Origin of the sequence: Kitasatospora sp. NPDC088351 (assembly GCF_040685575.1) — a bacterium.
In the GTDB taxonomy this organism is placed as follows: domain Bacteria; phylum Actinomycetota; class Actinomycetes; order Streptomycetales; family Streptomycetaceae; genus Kitasatospora.
In genome coordinates this window covers 11,320-31,419 of record NZ_JBFBIL010000076.1, presented here as the reverse complement: position 1 = coordinate 31,419, position 20,100 = coordinate 11,320, and the positions used below count along the sequence as shown (strand labels likewise).

Below are 20,100 nucleotides of genomic sequence, written 5' to 3'. Positions count from 1 at the left end.
CGCCCCCTTCCTACCCCGGTCCGGCCGCGAGCCCACCTGCGTCCGCGCGGCAACCGTCACCCGTCGGCCACCGGCCGTCCCCGGGGCGGCCCGCTTCTCGCTTCCCCGGTGAGGGGCGTGCCGTCGCCACCGGGGCGCGCCGGGTCTAGAAGAAGCCGACGGCGTCGGGGGAGTAGCTCACCAGCAGGTTCTTGGTCTGCTGGTAGTGCTCCAGCACCGCCTTGTGGTTCTCCCGCCCGATGCCGGAGTTCTTGTAGCCGCCGAACGCCGCGTGTGCGGGGTAGGCGTGGTAGCAGTTGGTCCACACCCGCCCGGCCTGGATGGCCCGCCCGGCCCGGTACGCGGTGTTGCTGTCCCGGGTCCAGACGCCCGCGCCGAGCCCGTAGAGGGTGTCGTTGGCAAGGGTGATCGCGTCGTCGAAGTCCTCGAAACGGGTGACGGCGAGCACCGGACCGAAGATCTCCTCCTGGAAGACCCGCATGCCGTTGACGCCCTCGAACACGGTGGGCGTCACGTAGTACCCGCCGGACAGCGCGCCGCCGAGGTCGGCCCGTTCGCCGCCGGCCAGCACCTTGGCACCCTCGGCCTGACCGATCTCGATGTAGGAGAGGATCTTCTTCAGCTGGTCGTCGCTGGCCTGGGCGCCGACCTGGGTCTCGGTGTCCAGCGGGTTGCCCTGGCGCATCGAGCGCACCCGGTCCAGACCGTCGGCGAGCAGCCGGTCGTACACCGAGGCCTGGATCAGCGCCCGGCTCGGGCAGGTGCACACCTCGCCCTGGTTGAGGGCGAACATCGCGAAGCCCTCCAGCGACTTGTCGTAGAAGGCGTCCTGCTCGGTGGCGACGTCGGCGAAGAACAGGTTGGGGCTCTTGCCGCCGAGCTCCAGCGAGACGGGGATCAGGTTGCCGCTGGCGTACTGGGAGATCAGCCGGCCGGTGGTGGTCTCGCCGGTGAAGGCGATCTTGCGGATGCGGTTGCTGGACGCCAGCGGCCGGCCGGCCTCCAGGCCGTAGCCGTTGACCACGTTGAGGACGCCGGGCGGCAGCAGGTCGGCGGTCAGTTCGGCCAGCAGCAGCACGGACGCCGGGGTCTGCTCGGCGGGCTTGAGCACCACCGCGTTGCCCGCCGCCAGCGCGGGGGCGAGCTTCCAGACGGCCATCAGGATCGGGAAGTTCCACGGGATGATCTGGCCGACCACGCCCAGCGGCTCGTGGAAGTGGTACGCCACGGTGTCCTCGTCCAGCTGGGAGAGGCCGCCCTCCTGGGCGCGCAGCGCACCGGCGAAGTAGCGCAGGTGGTCGACGGCGAGAGGCAGGTCGGCGGCCAGCGTCTCGCGCACCGGCTTGCCGTTCTCCCAGCTCTCCGCGACCGCCAGTGCCTCCAGGTGCTCGGCCATCCGGTCGGCGATCCGCAGCAGGACCTGGGCGCGTTCGGCGGGCGGGGTGCGGCCCCAGGACGGGGCGGCGGCGTGGGCGGCGTCGAGCGCGGCCTCGATGTCCTCGGCGGTGCCGCGGGCGACCTCGGTGAAGATCTCGCCGGTGACCGGGCTCGGGTTCTCGAAGTACTCGCCGCGGACCGGCGGCGTCCACCGGCCGCCGATCCAGTGCTCGTAGCGGGGGCGGTAGGCGATGATGCTGCCGGGCTGTCCCGGGGGCTGGTAGACCGTCATGCTCGGGTGTCTCCTCGCGATGTCGGGCGCCGCCCCGGCGCACGGAGGGGCGGCGCGCCGGGCCGCGAACCGGGCGGCCCGGCGGAGGGTACGGACACACATGGACCGGGCGTCCCGCCGGGGCACCCGCCGCCGATCACGATAGCCGGGGACGGCGGGCGCGGCTACGGGCCGTGCGGGTCGGCTCCACGCAGAGTGGCGGGATCCGGGCCGGGTGGGGCGCCGCGGGCCGGTCAGGCCGTCTGGTAGCGGCCGGTGCGGGCCTCCCAGTCGAGGTAGCCGGCCAGCCAGGTGAGCAGCCCGTCCGCGTACCGCTGGGCGATGATCCGCTCCACCCTCGCCAGGCCCAGCTCCCGGTAGACGGCGGGGAGTTGACCGTGCAGGTGGTGGCAGCGCCCGACCATGAGCTGGGCCTCCGCCATCACCACCGCGCACGCCTCCTCGGCCGAGCAGCGGCGCTCCCGCTGCTCGATCATCACCAGGTTGTTGACGTCGCCGCGCGGCGCCTCCAGCGGGAAGGACCGGACGTCGTTGCTCAGCGAGGGGATGTCGGCGGCCAGTTGGCGCAGTTGGCGCAGGACCGGGTGGTGGAGGATGGCGGCGGGCACCTCGAAACGCCCGAGGCGCTCCACCATGTCGAAGATCGTCTCCATCGCGGCGGTGCCCCGCCTGAGTACCAGGTAGCCGTCCCGGTCCGGGGGGCGCTCGGAGATCCGCCCGGCGGCCTCGGCCGGGTGGCTGGCCAGGTACCACTCCCAGTTGTAGGCGGCGCGGGCCTGCCAGCGGGCGGGCATGCCGCTCACGCTGCGGTCCCAGAGGTCCGCGAAGGCCGTCTCCACGGGGGAGGCGGCGTTCGGGCGGGCGCCGTGCAGGACGGCGACCAGCCGCTCGCAGATCGGGGTCACCTCGGTGGGGCGGCGGCCGATCGGTCCGTCGAACTGGTCGTCGAAGAGGAAGTAGAAGCCCATCAGGTCGGCGGCCAGGGCGAGTTCGTCCGGGTCGGCGTCAGGGTAGCCGAGCGCGGCGAGCTCGACCACCTCCCAGTGCGCGTAGGAGGGGTGGCCGGGGTCGGGGAGCAGCGGGTGGCGGGTCAGCCAGTCGCGGTGCAGTGCGGCGGCGTACGGTCCGTGGAGACTGCGGCGGTGCGGGAACGGAATCTGAAGTGATGTGTCGTCAGACATCGGACTCCCGGTGCAGCGAAGGGTGGGGGCACTTCTGGTGCGAGCAGTGGTCGTGGGGGAGTTGAGGCGGCGCCTCGACAGCCGGAGGCTTGCATGACAAGATCAACTCAGCCTCGCGGGCCGTAGAGTATCCGATGCAATGATCCGACGTTAGGGATATAGGGCAATTGCCCTGGGTCGACGGCCCGAACCCTCAATCTCCGCCCCCGCCAGGGTGAATGCCGCGCGGCATGCCCTCGGCGGCGCTAATCTCGGCTCCACGAGCAGGGAACGGCGAGGCGGAGGCGCGACGGTGACCGAGCAGGGACACGAATATCGGGCGGTGGGCGGCACCAGCCGGGAGGGGGACGCCGCGACACACCGGATCAGACTGCGTGACCGGGACTCGGAACTCCGCTCGGCGGAGACCGCCGTGGACAAGCTCTGCCGCGAGTTCGCCGCCGGCGGCACCGAGATCGGCGAGCTGCTGACCTTCTCCGGCCGGCCCGGCATCGGCAAGACCAGCCTGCTGCACGAGGTCCGCCGGATCGCCAAGCTCCGCGACGGCGCCACCGTGCTGTTCGCCCGGGGCGGCGAGCGCCAGTTCAACGAGCCCTACCACGTCCTGCGCCAGCTGCTCCAGCCCGTCCTCAGCAGCCTCCCGCCCGCCGAGTTCCGGCAGGTCATGGGCACCTGGGAGGAGGTCGTCGGACCGGCCATGGGCCTCAAGCAGCCCAAGGTCGGGGCCCGTCGCCTCGACCCGCAGGGCGTGCGCGACGGACTCGACTACGTCCTGACCCAGCTGGCGCCCCGGCGAGCCCCGTTGGTGATGATCGTCGACGACCTGCACTGGGCCGACCTCGAATCCCTCGGCTGGCTGACCCAGTTCGCGGTACGCGCCCGCGAACTGCCGGTCCTGCTGGTCTTCGCCTACCGCGACGACATCGTGGACTGGCAGAGCGAGGCCCACCAGCACCGTACCGCCGTCATCGAACTCGCCACCCGTCGGCATGAGCTGAACCGGCTCTCCCTGGTCTCCGTCACCGACATCATCCGCGCCGAACTCGGCGACACGGCGGAGGACGCCTTCTGCTACGAGTTCTGGAACGTCGTCAACGGTAATCCCTACGAGGCCGTCGCCCTGCTCGACCAGGTCCGGGACCAGGCACTCGACCCGGTCGAGGAGAACTCCCTCCAACTGCGCGAACTCGCCGTCGACGCCACCGGAATGACCCTCAAGGGCTGGCTGGAGCGGCTCGGTGCCACCACCCTGCGGTTCGCCTGGGCCGCCGCGATGCTCGGCACCGACATCCGGCCCGACCTCGCCGCCCGGATCTCCACCCAGAGCGCCGAGGGCGCCCGCGAGTCCATCAAGCAGCTGCGCAAGCAGCGGGTCCTCACCCAGACCCCCAACGGGAACCTGGAGTTCGTCCACCCGCTGATCGGGAGCTCCATCTACAACACCATGCCGGAGTCCACCCGCACCGGCATGCACGGGGTCGCCGCCGCCGAGATCGAGAACGCCGGGCTCGGCCTCCTCGCCGCCTCCCGCCACCTGGTGGAGACCTTCCCCGGCGAGGGCGACGACCGCACCGTCCGCAAACTGCGCCGGGCCGCCGCCGAACACCTGCTGATCGGCGCCCCCGAGGCCGCCCAGCGCTGTCTCCACCGCGCCATCGCCGAACCGCCGGACGACGAGGACCGCGCCGAGGTGCTGTACGAACTCGGCTGCTCCGCGCTGCTCACCGACCCGGTCGCCACCGTCAACCAGCTGCGGCTCGCCCTTGACCCGGAGGAGGGACCGCTGCGCCCCTCCCTGCGGGTGGACGCCACCTTCCGGCTCTCCGAGGTCCTCGCCCACAGCGGCGAGCTCGGCCAGGCCGCGGTGGTCTGCCAGGAGGAGGCCGAGAAGACCACCGGCGACCCGGCGGGCCGGCTCCGGCTGGAAGCCGCCTCGTTCATGTGGCACGCCTTCCGCAAGTCCGAGGAGAACGGGCCCGCCCGCTCCGAACGCCTCGGCGAGCTCTGCCGCAGCCTCACCGGCCGCGAGGCCGCCGACCGGGCCGTGCTCGCGATGCGCGCCTGGGACCTCACCCTGCGCGGGCAGGCCTCCGCCGAGGCCCTGCGGCACGCCGACGACGTGCTCGACCACGGCCGGCTGCCCAAGGGCCTCGGCTGGACCGACAACACCTGGGGCTTCGAACTGCCCTCCATGCTGGGCCTCACGTACACCTACAACGACCGCATCGCCCAGGCCGAGCGGCTGTTCGCGGACGCCATCGTCCAGTTCGAGATCGCCGGATGGAGCGGCGCCCACCGGGGCTTCGCCTACTTCCTGATGGGCCTGGCCCGGTTCCGCCGCGGACTGCTCGCCGAGGCCGAGGACTTCCTCCGCCGCGCCCTGCGGCTCTCCGAGCGGATCGGCCCCAAGCTGCCGCTCGCCTGGGACGCCGTCGGCGTGCTGGTGGACACCCTGCTCGCCCGCGGCCGCACCCGCGAGGCCTGGGACCTCGCGATCGGCTTCGGCTTCAACCCGCCGTACCACGCCAACGCCATGGTGCTGCCGGACGCGCCCTCGCTGTACGGCAAGCTGCTGCTCGCCGTGGACCGGCCCGCCGGGGCCGCCGCCGCGCTCACCGAGGCCGGTGCCCAGTTGCAGGCGCGCGGCTGGCACAACACCGTGTGGGCGCCCTGGGCCAGCCACCTCGCCATCGCGATCGCCCCGGACGAGCCCGAGCGCTCCCGCGACCTGGCCCAGCGGGCCGTCCAGGACGCCCAGGCCTTCGGCACCGCCTCGGCGATCGGCACCGCGCTGCGGCTGCACGCCCAGATCGAGGACGGCCAGCAGGCGGTGGAGCTGCTGGAACAGGCCGTCACGCACCTCGGCCAGTCGCCCGCCGGGTACGAACACGCCGTCGCCCTGGTCGACCTCGGCGCCGCACTGCGCCGGGTCGGCCGGCTGGAGGACGCCCAGGAGTACCTGTACCAGGGCATCGAGCTGGCCCAGCACTGCGCCGCCGACGGCCTGGTCGACCAGGCCCGCCGCGAGCTGGCCAACTACGGCCTGCGGCCCAACCGGCTGGGCGACTTCCGCGAGACGCTCAGCCAGCCCGAGTGGGACGTCGCCCGGCTCGCCGTCCGGGGCGTGCCGCCGCAGCGGATCGCCGAGGAACTGGGCGTCCAGCTCAGCCTGGTCAACCGTCGGCTGGCGGCCGTCTACCGCAAGGCGGGCAGCGGCCCGGACGGCCTCGCCTCGGCCCTCGGCCTGCCGCCCGAGCAGCGCGGCGGCTCCGACTGGTCCGACAGCGGTCGGCGGTAGCGCGCGGGGGCGCGGGGGCGGCGCGCAGGACGGCCGTACCGCCCCCGCCCCCACTGCTCTGGCTAGGCTGACGCACACCGGGCCCGCCACAGCGGCCCCGGACGGACCCGGAACCAGGTGGCCGCGGTGCGCCGTGGCCCACCAGTGAGGAGCAGGCCATGGCGACGCCCCCGGCGAACGGGCCGCAGGCGACCAGCGTGCGGCGCGAACCCTTCGAGGCCTCGGGCGCGGGTGCCGCGATCGAGCGCTGGACGCTGCGCGCCGGCCCGTACGAGGCGAGCGTGCTCACCCTCGGTGCCACCCTGCACACCCTGACCGCCCCCGACCGGGCCGGCCGGCCCGCGCAACTCCTGCTCTCCACCGACCGGCTGAGCGAGATCCTCGGCCCGGCCCGGCACTACGGCACCGTCGTCGGCCGGTACGCCAACCGGATCGACCGCTGCGGGTTCACCATCGACGGCGAGGAGTACCCGCTCGCCCCCACCGGTGGCGGCGTCACCATCCACGGCGGCCCGGACGGCTTCGCGCACCGGATCTGGGAGGCCGGGCAACTGCCCGCAGGCGTGCGGCTGCGGCTGCACAGTCCGGACGGCGACCAGGGCTTCCCCGGCGCGCTCGATGTCACCGTCGACTACACCCTCGACCCGGCCGGCGAACTGGTCATCGCCTACCGGGCCGTCACCACCAGGCCGACCGTCGTCAACCTGACCAATCACGCGTACTTCAATCTTTCGGGCGAAGGCAGCGGAGACATCCTCGGCCACCTGCTCACCCTCGACGCCGAGGAGTACACCCCGGCCGACGCGCGGCAGATCCCGTACGGGCGGACCGAGCCGGTGGCCGGCACCCCGTTCGACTTCACCGCGGCCCGGCCGATCGGCAAGTCCGTGCACGACGAGCACCCCCAGCTGGCCGGCCCGGGCGGCTACGACCACAACTGGGTGCTGCGGCCGCGTCCGGCCGACGGCACCCCGGCCCGGGCCGCGCTGCTGGAGGACCCGGCCAGCGGCCGCACCCTGGAGGTGCTGACCACCGAGCCGGGCATCCAGGTCTACACCGCCAACACGTTCCAGGGCGCGGTGACCGGCGCGAGCGGTGTCCCGTACGGGCCGTTCGCCGGGATCGCGCTGGAGACCCAGCACTTCCCGGACTCCCCGCACCACCCGGCCTTCCCCAGCACCGAGCTGCGGCCGGGGGAGGAGTTCCGCTCCACCACCGTGCTGCGCCTGGGCGTCGCCTGACCGGTCAGCCGCGGGGCGGTTCCCGGCGCATGCAGAGCCTGGGCCAGCGGTCCAGACCGTGCTCGGCCTCCTTGCGCCGGATCTCCCGCAGGCCGGGGGTGACCTCGGCGTCGGCGAGCGGCCGGAAGCCGCAACGGGCGTAGTAGGGGGCGTTCCAGGGGACGTCGGCGAAGGTGGTGAGGGTGAGCGCGGGCGCGTCGGTGGTGGCCGCGAGGTGCTCGATCAGCGCCCGGCCGATCCCCTGGCGGGCGTGGCCGGGGTGGACGGAGACCTGTTCGATGTGCAGCGCGCCGTCCACCGGCTCGGCCAGCAGATAGCCGACGGGCGCGCCGCCGTCCTCCTCCAGGGCCACCAGGGCGACGCCCCCGTCCAGGTAGTGGGCGAGCTCCTCGGGCGCGGGCGGTTCGTCCTCGGCGATCTCCGGCATCCCGATCGCGGCGAACGGCGCCCCGGCGGCCCGTTCCAGCTCGCACAGCAGCGGCAGTTCGTCCCTCTTCGCGGCTCTGATTCGCATGCCGTCAGTCTGCTGCAAGCGGCGCTCCGCGGTTCAGGCGGGTGGGGGCGGAGCCGGTCCGGGCACGGTACGGAGCCGGACGAAACGGGCGAACGCTGATGATTCGTCCACTGTCAACCACCGGGTGGCAACGTCGAGGACACGTGGATGTAACGATCGGCATTTCTTGCAGAAACTTGCTGCAAGGTCTTTCCGTGGCGATTGCGCCGCTGTTAACTTCCTTCCGAGCCCGACGGCAGCAACGGTGCGGTCGCGGCGAGGCAGCCATTATGCGCCTGCCTCCCACTATCTCGGGCACCCCCACCCTCCCAAGGAGTTCTCATGCGGCGTGGCATCGCGGCCTCTGCCCTCGTTGTGGCCCTCGCGGTCTCGATGGCTGCCTGTGGCAGCAGCGGCTCCAGCTCGAACGGCAAGGCCGACGGGCCGGTCACCCTCACCTACTGGGACACGTCGAACGCCACCAACGAGGCGCCGAACTACCAGGAACTCGTCAAGAAGTTCGAGGCCGCCAACCCGACCGTCAAGGTCGACTTCGTCAACGTGCCGTTCGACCAGGCGCAGAACAAGCTCCAGACCGCCATGGGGGCCAAGGGCGCTCCGGACGTGTTCCGCTCCGAGGTCGGCTGGACCGCCGCCTTCGCCAAGGCCGGCTACCTGGAGCCGCTGGACGGCACCCCGGCCGCCGCCGACTCCGCCGCCTTCCAGCCCAGCCTGGTCCAGCAGGCCAAGTACGAGGGCAAGATCTACGGCGTCCCGCTGGTCACCGACACCCTGGGCCTGCTCTACAACAAGGAGCTGTTCACCAAGGCCGGTATCACCGAGGCCCCCAAGACCTGGGACGAGCTGAAGACCGCCGCCGCCGCCGTCAAGGAGAAGGCCGGCGTGGACGGCTTCTGGCTGAAGGCCGCCGACGGCTACTACGCGATGCCGTTCCTGTTCGGCGAGGGCACCGACACCGTCGACGCCGCCACCAAGAAGATCACCGTCGCGTCGCCCGAGGCCGTCAAGGGCATCGAGACCTACAAGTCGCTGTTCACCTCGCCCGGCACCGTCAAGGCCGACGTCACCACCGACGCCTACGCGCACATGATGGACGCCTTCAACAGCGGCAAGGTCGCGGCCATCATCCAGGGCCCCTGGGAGATCACCAACATCTACAAGGGCTCCGCGTTCGCCGACAAGACCAACCTCGGCATCGCCCCCGTCCCGGCCGGCTCCGCCGGCAAGGCCGGCGCCCCCACCGGCGGCCACAACATCTCCGTCTACGCCGGCGCCGACCAGGCCCACAAGGCCGCCGCCGAGAAGTTCGCCGCCTTCATGACCTCCGCCGAGAGCCAGGCGTTCATCGCGCAGAAGAACTCCACCCTGCCGACCCGCGCCGACGCCTTCACCCCCGAGGTCAAGGCCGACCCCGGCATCGCGGGCTTCCAGACCGTGCTCGGCAGCGCCAAGCCGCGCCCCGAACTGCCCGAGTACAGCTCGCTGTTCGCCTCGCTCGGTACCAACCTCGGCAAGGTGGCCCAGGGCACCGGCACCCAGGACGGCCTGAACACCGTCGCCACCGACTACGCCAAGCTCCTCCCGGGCTTCGCCAACAAGTAGTCCGGGGGCTTCCCCGACAAGCCCCCGTCGTCCGGCCCGCCGCGCTCCCTCCCGGCGGGCCGGACGGCCAGCTCCGTACCAGCAGTCGCCGAAGCGGGCGGCGGACCTCCTGAGAAGGTGTCAATCGATGTCAGTCGCCGTGCAGGGCGCCACCGGCAAGGGCAGCCGGGAGCGCGATTCGCGTCCGGGCCCGATGGAGCGGCTCAAGCGCTCCTACGCCAAGCACTGGTACGCCTACGCGATGATCACGCCGGTGGTGCTGGTGCTCGGCGTGCTGGTGCTCTACCCGCTCGCCGAGGGCATCTGGCTCACCCTCACCGACGCCAACAGCCTCAACGCCGCCCGCAAGATCGGCGTCAACGAGATCCCGGCCAGCTACAAGTTCGTCGGCTTCGACAACTACGCCGACATCCTCTGGGGCCCCGGCTCGTACGACCGCTTCTGGTCGCACTTCGTCTGGACCATCACCTGGACGGCGCTCTGCGTCTTCCTGCACTACACCATCGGCCTGGGCCTGGCCCTGCTGCTCAACCAGAAGCTGCGCGGCCGCGCCGTCTACCGGATGCTGCTCATCCTGCCGTGGGCCGTGCCGACCTTCGTCACCGTCTTCTCCTGGCGGCTGATGCTCGCCGACGGCGGCGCCGTCAACGGGCTGCTCTCCTCCCTGCACCTGCCCGAACCCGGCTGGCTGGACGACCCGCTGGCACAGAAGGCCGCCGCGATCCTGGTCAACACCTGGGTCGGCGTGCCGTTCATGATGATCTCGCTGCTCGGCGGCCTGCAGTCGATCCCGGCCGAGCTGTACGAGGCCGCCGAGATGGACGGCGCCACCCCCTGGCAGCGCTTCCGGTACGTCACCCTGCCCGGGCTGCGCACCGTCTCCTCCACCGTCGTCCTGCTCGGCGTGATCTGGACGTTCAACCAGTTCGCGGTCATCTTCCTGCTGTTCGGCACCAGCGGAGCGCCCGACGCCCAGCTGCTCGTCACCTGGGCCTACCGCCTCGGCTTCGGCCAGCAGCCCCGGGACTACGCGCAGTCCGCCGCCTACGGCGTGATCCTGCTCTCCATCCTGATCGTCTTCACCGCCTTCTACCGGCGCTGGCTCGCCCGCAACGAGCAGGCCAACGGCTGACGCCCCGCAACCCCAGCGACCACGAAGGCAGGTACCCCCGATGAGCACCACCACCGACCGACCCACCGTCCGCACCGCGGGCGCGGCCGCCCCGGCCGCCAAGCCGGCCCGGGTCCGCCGCCGCGGCGAGGCGAGCCCGCTGGTCAAGACGCTGTCGCACGGCACGCTGATCCTGGCCAGCCTGATCGCGCTCTTCCCGGTGGCGTGGATCCTCTACGTCTCGCTCGGCCCCGACAAGACGGACTACCTCCACCCCGGCGAGATCTTCGACAAGATGACGCTGTCGAACTACCACACGGTGCTGTTCGACACCGACTTCTTCACCTGGTTCGGCAACGCGTTCCTGGTCTCCGGGGTCACCACGGTCTTCGGCGTGCTGATCGCCGCCACCACCGGCTACGCCGTCTCCCGGATGCGCTTCCCCGGCCACAAGCCGCTGATGTGGTCGCTGCTGGTCACCCAGATGTTCCCGATCGCGGTGCTGATCGTGCCGATGTACACGATCCTCTCCGACCTCGGCCTGCTGGACAGCTACCTCGGACTGATCCTGGTCTACTCGACCACCACCGTCCCGTACTGCGCCTGGCTGCTCAAGGGCTACTTCGACACCATCCCGGTGGAGATCGACGAGGCCGGGCGGGTCGACGGGCTCAGCCCGTTCGGCACCTTCTGGCGGCTGGTGCTGCCGCTCGCCCGGCCGGGCCTGGCGGTGGCGGCGTTCTACTCCTTCCTGACCGCCTGGGCCGAGGTGGCCTTCGCCTCCACCTTCATGCTCAGCTCCGACAAGTACACCCTCGCCGTCGGCCTGCAGACCTTCGTCAGCGAGCACGACGCCCAGTGGAACCTGATGGCGGCGACCGCGGTCCTGATCGCGATCCCCTCCTCGGCCCTCTTCTACCTGGTGCAGCGTCACCTGGTCACCGGTCTCACGGCCGGCGCCTCCAAGTCCTGACCGCTGCCGTATCCACCGCCTAGTCCCCAAGGGATACCGTCCATGACCCAGAACCTGGCCGACACCTCCCGGCCCGCCGCCGACGCCACCGCTCACGAGGCGAGCACCGGCGCGTCCAGAGACTGGTGGCGGGACGCGGTCATCTACCAGGTGTACCCGCGCAGCTTCGCCGACTCCAACGGCGACGGCATGGGCGACCTGCCCGGCATCCGCAGCCGCCTGCCCTACCTGCGCGACCTCGGCGTGGACGCGGTCTGGCTCTCGCCGTTCTACGCCTCGCCGCAGGCCGACGCCGGCTACGACGTGGCCGACTACCGCGCGGTGGACCCGATGTTCGGCACCCTGCTGGACGCCGACGCGCTGATCCGCGACGCCCACGAGCTGGGCCTGCGGATCATCGTGGACCTCGTCCCCAACCACTCCTCCGACCAGCACGAGTGGTTCCAGCGGGCGCTGCGCGACGGCCCCGCCTCGCCGCTGCGCGAGCGCTACCACTTCCGTCCGGGCAAGGGAGAGAACGGCGAACTGCCGCCCAACGACTGGGAGTCCATCTTCGGCGGCCCGGCCTGGACCCGCTCGGAGAACCCGGACGGCACCCCGGGCGACTGGTACCTGCACCTGTTCGCCCCCGAGCAGCCCGACTTCAACTGGGAGAACACGGCCGTCGCCGACGAGTTCCGCTCGATCCTGCGGTTCTGGCTGGACATGGGCGTCGACGGCTTCCGGATCGACGTCGCCCACGGCCTGGTCAAGGCCCCCGGCCTGCCCGACCTCGGCGGCGCCGACCAGCTCAAGCTGCTCGGCAACGACGTCATGCCGTTCTTCGACCAGGACGGCGTGCACGAGATCTACCGCAGCTGGCGGACCATCCTGGACGAGTACCCGGGCGAGCGGATCGGCGTCGCCGAGGCCTGGACCCCGACCGTCCAGCGCACCGCCAACTACGTCCGCCCCGACGAACTGCACCAGGCCTTCAACTTCCAGTACCTGGGCACCTCCTGGGACGCCGCCGAGCTGCGCGAGGTGATCGACCTCTCGCTCGACTCGATGCGCCCGGTGGAGGCCCCCACCACCTGGGTGCTCTCCAACCACGACGTCACCCGGCACGCCACCCGCTTCGCCAACCCGCCGGGCCTGGGCACCCAGATCCGCACCGCCGGCGACCGCGGCCTCGGCCTGCGCCGCGCCCGTGCCGCCACCCTGCTGATGCTCGCGCTGCCCGGCTCCGCGTACATCTACCAGGGTGAGGAGCTCGGCCTGCCGGACGTCACCGACCTGCCCGACGAGGTCCGCCAGGACCCGTCGTTCTTCCGTCAGGCGGGCCAGGACGGCTACCGCGACGGCTGCCGGGTGCCGATCCCGTGGTCCGGCACCGAGGCCCCGTACGGCTTCGGCCCGACCGCCGGCGGCCCGAGCTGGCTGCCCCAGCCCGCCGAGTGGGCCGCGCTCAGCGTCGAGGCGCAGACCGGTGACCCGACGTCCACCCTGGAGCTGTACCGCAGTGCGCTGGCCGTCCGGCGTGCGCAGCCCGGGCTGGGCGCCGGCACCGAGGTCGAGTGGCTGGACGGCCCCGAGGGCACCCTGACGTTCCGCCGCGGCTCGTTCGTGTGCACGGTGAACACCACCGACCAGCCGGTCCGGATAGCCGTGCCCGGCCGGCTGCTGCTCGCCTCCGCCGACCTGGAGGTGGACGGCGGCGAGACCGTGCTGGCCCCGGACAGCACCGGCTGGTGGGCGGTCTGACGTGGTTGCAATAGGCTCTGGGACCGTGACTACGGCGCGACTCTCAGACATCGCGGCGCAGGCGGGGGTCAGCGAAGCCACCGTCTCCCGCGTACTCAACGGCAAGGCGAACGTCTCCGCCGCCACCCGGCAGACCGTGCTGGCGGCGCTGGACGTGCTCGGCTACGAGCGGCCGACCCGCCTGCGCCAGCGCAGCGCCGGACTGATCGGGCTGATCACCCCGGAGCTGAGCAACCCGATCTTCCCCGCGCTGGCCCAGGTAATCGAGCAGGTGCTGAGCCGGCACGGCTACACGCCGGTGCTCTGCACCCAGACGCCCGGCGGCTCGACCGAGGACGAACTGGTCGAGATGCTGGTCGACCGGGGCGTGGCGGGCATCGTCTTCGTCTCCGGCCTGCACGCCGACACCACCGCCGACCACGACCGGTACGCCCGGCTGGCCGGCCGGCAGGTGCCGTTCGTGCTGATCAACGGCTACAGCGAGAAGATCGACGCGCCGTTCATCTCGCCGGACGACCGGGCCGCGATGTGGATGGCCGTCCAGCACCTGGCCGAACTCGGCCACGAACGGATCGGCCTGGCGGTCGGGCAGCGGCGGTACGTACCGGTGCTGCGCAAGATCGAGGGCTTCACGGCGGCCATGCGGGCGGTGCTCGGCAAGACCCAGGAGGAGGCCGAGGACCTCGTCCACCACACGCTGTTCAGCGTGGAGGGCGGGCACGCGGCGGCCGGCGCGCTGCTCGACAAGGGCTGCACGGCGATCGTCTGCGGCAGCGACATGATGGCGCTCGGCGCGATCCGAGCGGTGCGTCAGCGGGGCCTGGCCGTCCCGCAGGACGTCTCGGTGGTCGGCTTCGACGACTCGCCGCTGATCGCCTTCACCGAGCCGCCGCTCACCACCATCCGCCAGCCGGTCGAGGCGATGGCCACCGCCGCCGTCGACGCCCTGCTGGAGGAGGTCGGTGCGAACGCCGCCCAGCGCGGGGAGTTCATGTTCCAGCCGGAGCTGGTGATGCGCGGCTCCACCGGGGCCTGCCCGCGGTGAACCGGTGCCGGGGCCCCCGGGGAGCGAACGCTCCCCGGGGGCCCCGGCCGTGCCGCGCTCAGCCCTCCTGGACGGTGGGGCGCTCCTGGTTCACCCGCTGTCCGTCGGCGGCGTCGCCGGTCCGGGTCCCGGTGCGCCGGCCCCGGGCGAGGTGGTCGCGCGGGACCAGTTCGACGGCGTCCTGCGGGTTCGTGGTGCCGGAGAGCGTCATCGCGTCGATGGCGAGATCGGCGTCGAGCGTGACGGTGACCTGGGCCATGTGACTCCTCCTCGGGTACGGAGCAGCAGCATGCCCTGCCGGCGCCCGCGTTGACCACCGGTGGCCCCGCCGGTACCCGGCCGGTGCGCGACGGCCGGGGGAGACAGGCCGAGGCCCCCGGGGAGAGCGACCAGACTCTCCCCGGGGGCCTCGGGGTCGGGGGCGTGCCGGGCACGCCCGGCGGGTCAGACCCGGCCGGCGAAGTCCGGGGCCCAGTTGGCGACGGTCTGGGTCCGCACGCCCGAGCTCGGGTTGGCGGCCTCGACGTACTTCCCGCCGCCGATGTAGATCGCGACGTGGTAGACGCCGGAGTCCTTGCCGTTGTTGGACCAGAACAGCAGGTCGCCCGGGAGCAGGCTGTCCAGCGAGACGTGGGTGCTGGCGGCGGCCTGGTCGGCGGCGACGCGCGGGACGGAGACGCCCGCGGCGCGCAGCGCGGCCTGGGTCAGACCGGAGCAGTCCCAGCCGCCGTTGCCGGTGCCGCCGTAGATGTAGGCCTGACCGACCTTCGACTGGGCGAAGGAGACGGCGGCGGCCATGCTGCCGGTGGCGGTCTGCGCCGGGGCCTGGGTCTGCGCCGGGGCGGCGGGCTTGGCGACCGGCTTGGCGGCGGGCTTGGCGGCGGGGGCCTGCGCGGCCGGGGTCTGGGCCGGGGTCTGCGCGGCCGGCTTGCCGGTGGAGGCGCCGGTGGCGCCCTGGCCGGACTGCTGGGCCTGGCCGCCCTTGCCCAGGGCGAGCTGCTGGCCTGGGTAGATGACGTGCGGACCCTGGGTCAGGGTGCCGCGGTTCAGCTCGTACAGCCGCTCCCAGCCGCCCTGGACGTTGTTCTTGTCGGCGATGGAGGAGAGCCAGTCGCCCGCGATGACGGTGTAGTCGGTCGGCTGGGCCTGGCTGCCGCCCTTGGCCTGGGCGGAGTCGGCGGGGGCCTGGCTCTTCGCCGGGGCCGGGGTCTGCGCGGGGGCCTGCGGGGCGGGCTTCGGCGCGGGGGTGGCGGCCGGGGCGGCCGGCTTGGTGGCGGCCGGCTTCGCGGCGGCCGAGGTGTCGACGGCGGCCAGGGTGCCGCCCTTGGTCAGGCCGGCCTTGACGGAGCAGACGGGCCAGGCGCCGGGGCCCTGCGAGGCGAGGACCTTCTCGGCGACCGCGATCTGCTGGGCCTTGGTGGCCTGGTGGGCCTGCGGGGCGTACGCGGTACCGCCGAAGGCGGCCCAGGTGCTGGAGGTGAACTGCAGGCCGCCGTAGAAGCCGTTGCCGGTGTTGATGGCCCAGTTGCCACCGCTCTCGCACTGGGCGACCTTGTCCCAGGTGGCGACCGGGGCGGCGGAGGCGGTGCCGGTGGTGAGGCACGGGACGGTCAGGCCGACACCCGCGACGCCGACGGCGGCGATCAGGCGGCGGGCGCGACGGGGCAGACTGGTGCCGTTGACGGGCAGCATGAAGACGCGATCCTCTCCCACGCCTGCGAGGTGAGCTGTCGGATTCGGGCTGGAGTTGCCCGGCCGCGCCGTGGCGCGGCTTCACCCCTAGCCCTGAACCGGTTTCGGGAACCGGTCCGGGGCGACTTACCTGTGGGTCCCCCGCTCCTGCCGTGGTGCGTTTCTGCGCTGCCAGCACAACCGACGGCAGGACTCGGCGTTGCGGATGGGCTGGGTTCGTGTAGCCACGAACGGGGAGCACGTTAAGCAGACTCCCGTTCAAACCGCAAACATGTGTGATGCCCGTCACGGTTTACGGGTGAGGGGTTGATTGGCTGTCCACCATGATCAGAAATGACCGATTTTCGGCAACGCCCCTGCGGCCGGACCCAACTGCCTGTGCTTCAGGACGTCAGTACCGACGCGGCCGTCCGGCGGGAGGGCTGCGCGGTGATGGCCAAGGACGAGGGCCCGCGCGCCGGGCGCCCGACCGTCAGGCCTCGGGGGGTGCACCGCCGGGCAAAACGCCGCAGAGTGGACATATCGTCCGAACGGCCCCGAACTCCCGTACGCCGCCGGACGATGCTGCGCTGGCCGGCGGTCGGCAAGGTGTTCGCCGCGGTCGGCGGCGAGGAGATCCTGCGGCGCTCGCTGACCGGGCGGACGCAGCCCGTCGCGGCCACCGGCATGCCCGGTATGCCCGGGGCCCCGGACGGCCCCACCGACGCCGCCGCGGCCCCCGCCGAGGGCGCGGGCATGGACCACCGGCCCGCCGCCCGTCGGCACCTCCGGGGCCGGGCCCGCCGCCGCACCGACCGTCGACCTGGCCGGCCGCCGCTGGTCCGACCCGGCCGGCTGGTGCGGTGCGGTACCCGGCCCGCGGAGCGCCGTCCGGATCGCCGACCGGGTGCTCCTCGACACCGATGCCACCGTGGGCTCGCTGCTGGTCGAGCCGACCGGCGCACTCACCTTCGCCGCCGACCGCACCCTCACCCTCGCCTCGGACGGCAACGTCGAGATCCGCGGCACCCTGGCACTCGCCCCCGAGGGCGCCGCCGTGCACACCGTCCGCTTCCCGTCCGTGGACGAGCGGCGCTTCCAGGGCGACGGCGCCAAGGTGGTCGACACCGACACCGACACCGACACCGGGCTCTGGGTGACCGGCGCCGGCTACCTGCGGCTGGACGGCGCGGCCAAGACCGCCTGGGTCCGCGCCGACCGCGAGCTGCGGGCCGGTGACACCTCCATCGGCCTGGCCGCCGAGCCCACCGGCTGGCTGCCCGGCGACGAACTGGCCGTCACCCCGACCGGCCCGCCCGACGCCGAGGACTTCTCCGCCCGCTACGACCTGGTCACCGTCCGGTCCGTCAGCGGATCCACCGTCACCCTGGACTCCCCGCTGAAGTACGCCCACCCCCGGGTGACCGCCGGAGGGGGCGTCACCGTCGGCGCCGAACTGCTCAACCTGACCCGCGGCGTCCGGGTCGAGGGCACCGTGAAGGGCCGCGCGCACGTCCACGTCACCGGCTCCCGGCCCGCCGACGTATGGCACGCCGCACTGCGCTGGGTGGGTCCGCGCGCCGACACCGAGAAGACCTGGAAGGGCCAGGACGGCACCGTCCCCGTCACCGCGCCCGTGCTCGGCCGGTACGGGCTGCACTTCCACATGCTCGGCGACACCACCCGGGGCACCGTCGTCGAGGGCGTGGTGGTCCGCGACGCGGGCAGCCACGCCTTCGTGCCGCACGCCAGTCACGGCATCACCTTCCGCAGCTGCGTCAGCCACGACACCTGGGAGGACGCCTCCTGGTGGGACGGCCCGTTGGACACCCGTACCCCGCAGCGCCCGTCCGACGACATCGTCCACGAGTCCTGCGTGGCCTCCCGCACCCGGCTCGAACCCAACCCGCGCGCCTACCGCCTGACGGGGTTCAACCTCGGCGCGGGCACCGGCGGCCGGGCGGTGGACTGCGTGGCCGTCGGCGTCCAGGGCGCCACCGGCGCCTCCGGCCACGAGTGGCCGGAGAACAGCGAGGGGGTGTGGACCTTCCAGCGCTGCCTGGCCCACAACAACCTGCAGGACGGCATCTTCGTCTGGCTGAACGCCCGGCATCACCATGTGGTCACCGAGCTCGCGGCCTACCACAACGGCGGCCGGGGCATCGAACACGGCGCCTACCTCAACGACTTCGACTACACCGCGAGCGTGCTGTACGGCAACGCCGCCGGGGGAGTGGCCCCGCACGCGCTCGGCCGGGACAAGGGCAGCCTCTTCGACGGGCTGCTGATCGACGCCGCCGGGCACGAACTCGCCGGGGAGGCCGTCACGTTCAGCCGCAGCCGGTTCACCGGCTACCGGAAGGCCGGGGTCGCCTTCCGCGCCGCCGCGGACGGCAAACCGGACGATGTGGCCGTGCTGGACTGCGAGTTCGGCGGCAACGAGCTCTGGATGGACCCGGAGTCGGCGCCGCCCAGGAGCATCGTGCTGCGCCGGGCCGGGCGCTCCAGGTGCGGAAGGCGGACGGCGGCGGTACGGCGCAACCGCAGTGGAACGCCGCCGTCGGGCCGGTGCCGGCGCTCGCCGCCCGGGCCCGGCCGGTGCAGCCGCCCGCGCTCAGGCTCAGGGGCGCCGCCGCGCCCACCACCCGGGTGGGCGGCCGCTCCTGAGCCGTCCGGACGTCCGCAGGGCCCGGAACGGAGCCGTTCCGGGCCCTGGCGTCGTCGGACGGCCGCGCTATTCGGCGGCGGTCTCCCCGCTCTCCCCGGCGTACGCCCCGGGGTCGGGGACCGGCAGCGCGGCCAGGTAGGTGGAGGCGATCAGCTGGCCCACCGTCGGGTAGGCGCCCAGCGGCGCGGCGCTCGGGCAGCCGGTCTCCTCGGCGGCCGTGGCGAGCAGCTCGGAGTCGGCCTCCGGGCCGATCACCAGCGGGGCCAGCGCGGGGCGCTGGGAGCCGGTCTCCTTGAGGTGCGCGACGGCGGCGGCCACCGAGCCGGGCACGTCCAGCGCGGCCGGGACGACCGGGACGGCGAGCCGGGCGGCCAGCAGCACCCCGGTGACCCCGGCGGCGGCGGTGGCCTCCTCGCCGCCGACGGTGGTGAGCACCACGCCGTCCGCGGCGGTCGCGATGGCGAACAGCCGGGCGCGGTCGGCGCGGGCCAGACCGGCCTCGGAGAGGCGGACGTGGACGGCCTCGGCCAGCAGCGGGTGCGGGCCCAGCACGTCGGTGACGGGGGCGCCGTACTCGGCGGCGAGCGCGTGGAGTTCGGCCAGGAAACCGTGCGGGCCGGGAACCAGCGGCACCACGACCGGCGCGGGCAGGCCCGCCCCGGCGGCCTGGGCCAGCAGCTCGGCGACGGTGCGCTCGTCCCCGGTGCCCTCGAAGTCGCCGTCCCCGACCGGGAGGTACCCGGCCGCGGTCTGGACGCCGTTCTGCTCGCTGCGGACGATCGACAGCAGTTCCTCGACGACGGAGCGGGACTCGGGCCCGGCGGTCGCGGGCACGGCGAGCACCAGGGCCGGGGAACCGGCCGGAATCTCGGGGCGCTCGGGGCGGCGGTGGCGCCCCCGCGCACGGGAGCCTGGGGTTCGGACGGGCAGTGGCGCGCCCGGGATGGCTGCGGTGCTCATGGCGGAGATCGTAGGACATCGCTCCGCCGGTCCCGCAGTCGGCTGCCGTTCCGAGGGCGGTGACCCACGCCGAATCAGGACATAACGCACCCAATCCCGCGCAGTGGCCGGTATCGCCTTCGACGCGGTCGGCCGGGGCGGGAGTTGCGCCTTCCCGGCGTGAGATGTCTCACAGGCCGAAAGGGGTCTGACGGAGGGTCACGGAGGCGCGACTCCCGGCGCTGGAAGATCAACATTCAGCGGGGGGTCGCTTACGGGCGGTTATCGGCGACTTGCCGATTCAGTCGGCTATGTCCGCTTACGGGCTGCCGGGCGGCGGGTGGTGAAGAGTTCCGGCCGATCCGTTAAAGAGGCCGTGCACCTGCACTGTCCCGTGCTGATGCACGTGCACTGGAGCTATCATCACGTCAAGTGAGGCGTTATG

At 72.8% G+C, this 20,100-nt stretch carries 13 protein-coding genes and 1 riboswitch; of the genes, 8 read left to right on the top strand and 5 right to left on the bottom strand.

The window, feature by feature from the left end:
• Positions 1–145: 145 nt before the first annotated feature.
• Both AB0P06_RS33225 and AB0P06_RS33220 read right to left on the bottom strand, forming a co-directional pair.
• Positions 146–1,669: an aldehyde dehydrogenase family protein gene (locus AB0P06_RS33225; protein WP_363614040.1), complete on the bottom strand. Its 1,524-nt coding sequence runs from the start codon at positions 1,667–1,669 to the stop codon at positions 146–148.
• 233 nt (positions 1,670–1,902) lie between these two features.
• On the bottom strand, positions 1,903–2,850 hold the full coding sequence (locus AB0P06_RS33220) for a terpene cyclase (protein ID WP_363614039.1): 948 nt from the start codon (positions 2,848–2,850) through the stop codon (positions 1,903–1,905).
• A gap of 292 nt (positions 2,851–3,142) precedes the next feature.
• Between AB0P06_RS33220 and AB0P06_RS33215 the strand changes: the two genes are divergently transcribed.
• Both AB0P06_RS33215 and AB0P06_RS33210 read left to right on the top strand, forming a co-directional pair.
• Positions 3,143–6,148 carry an AAA family ATPase gene (locus AB0P06_RS33215; RefSeq protein ID WP_363614037.1) on the top strand — a complete coding sequence of 1,002 codons (3,006 nt, stop codon included), beginning with the start codon at positions 3,143–3,145 and terminating at the stop codon, positions 6,146–6,148.
• A gap of 158 nt (positions 6,149–6,306) precedes the next feature.
• On the top strand, positions 6,307–7,389 hold the full coding sequence (locus AB0P06_RS33210) for an aldose epimerase family protein (protein ID WP_363614035.1): 1,083 nt from the start codon (positions 6,307–6,309) through the stop codon (positions 7,387–7,389).
• A gap of 4 nt (positions 7,390–7,393) precedes the next feature.
• Here AB0P06_RS33210 and AB0P06_RS33205 read toward each other — a convergent pair whose 3' ends face one another.
• Entirely contained in the window at positions 7,394–7,903 is a 510-nt protein-coding gene (locus AB0P06_RS33205; RefSeq protein ID WP_363614033.1) for a GNAT family N-acetyltransferase, read from the bottom strand.
• A gap of 321 nt (positions 7,904–8,224) precedes the next feature.
• On the opposite strand from AB0P06_RS33205, the gene AB0P06_RS33200 reads away from it, so the two are divergent.
• The 5 genes from AB0P06_RS33200 (at position 8,225) to AB0P06_RS33180 (ending at position 14,377) form a co-directional block, all read left to right on the top strand.
• On the top strand, positions 8,225–9,505 hold the full coding sequence (locus AB0P06_RS33200) for an extracellular solute-binding protein (protein WP_363614031.1): 1,281 nt from the start codon (positions 8,225–8,227) through the stop codon (positions 9,503–9,505).
• A gap of 127 nt (positions 9,506–9,632) precedes the next feature.
• Entirely contained in the window at positions 9,633–10,637 is a 1,005-nt protein-coding gene (locus tag AB0P06_RS33195) for a sugar ABC transporter permease (RefSeq protein WP_363614029.1), read from the top strand.
• 40 nt (positions 10,638–10,677) lie between these two features.
• Positions 10,678–11,589, top strand: a complete 912-nt coding sequence (locus AB0P06_RS33190; protein ID WP_363614027.1) for a carbohydrate ABC transporter permease — start codon at positions 10,678–10,680, stop codon at positions 11,587–11,589.
• 42 nt (positions 11,590–11,631) lie between these two features.
• Positions 11,632–13,332 carry a glycoside hydrolase family 13 protein gene (locus AB0P06_RS33185; protein ID WP_363614025.1) on the top strand — a complete coding sequence of 567 codons (1,701 nt, stop codon included), beginning with the start codon at positions 11,632–11,634 and terminating at the stop codon, positions 13,330–13,332.
• A gap of 25 nt (positions 13,333–13,357) precedes the next feature.
• Positions 13,358–14,377, top strand: a complete 1,020-nt coding sequence (locus tag AB0P06_RS33180; protein WP_363614023.1) for a LacI family DNA-binding transcriptional regulator — start codon at positions 13,358–13,360, stop codon at positions 14,375–14,377.
• 58 nt (positions 14,378–14,435) lie between these two features.
• On the opposite strand, the gene AB0P06_RS33175 is transcribed toward AB0P06_RS33180, so the two are convergent.
• Both AB0P06_RS33175 and AB0P06_RS33170 read right to left on the bottom strand, forming a co-directional pair.
• Positions 14,436–14,636: a hypothetical protein gene (locus tag AB0P06_RS33175; protein WP_363614021.1), complete on the bottom strand. Its 201-nt coding sequence runs from the start codon at positions 14,634–14,636 to the stop codon at positions 14,436–14,438.
• 185 nt (positions 14,637–14,821) lie between these two features.
• The gene (locus AB0P06_RS33170; protein WP_363614019.1) at positions 14,822–16,090 is read right to left on the bottom strand and encodes a transglycosylase family protein; all 1,269 of its coding nucleotides are present in this window, start codon (positions 16,088–16,090) and stop codon (positions 14,822–14,824) included.
• Positions 16,077–16,247: riboswitch (cyclic di-AMP (ydaO/yuaA leader) on the bottom strand. Its footprint overlaps the gene before it by 14 nt.
• 708 nt (positions 16,248–16,955) lie before the next feature.
• Between AB0P06_RS33170 and AB0P06_RS33165 the strand changes: the two genes are divergently transcribed.
• On the top strand, positions 16,956–19,739 hold the full coding sequence (locus AB0P06_RS33165; RefSeq protein ID WP_363614017.1) for a hypothetical protein: 2,784 nt from the start codon (positions 16,956–16,958) through the stop codon (positions 19,737–19,739).
• Positions 19,740–20,100 lie beyond the last annotated feature (361 nt).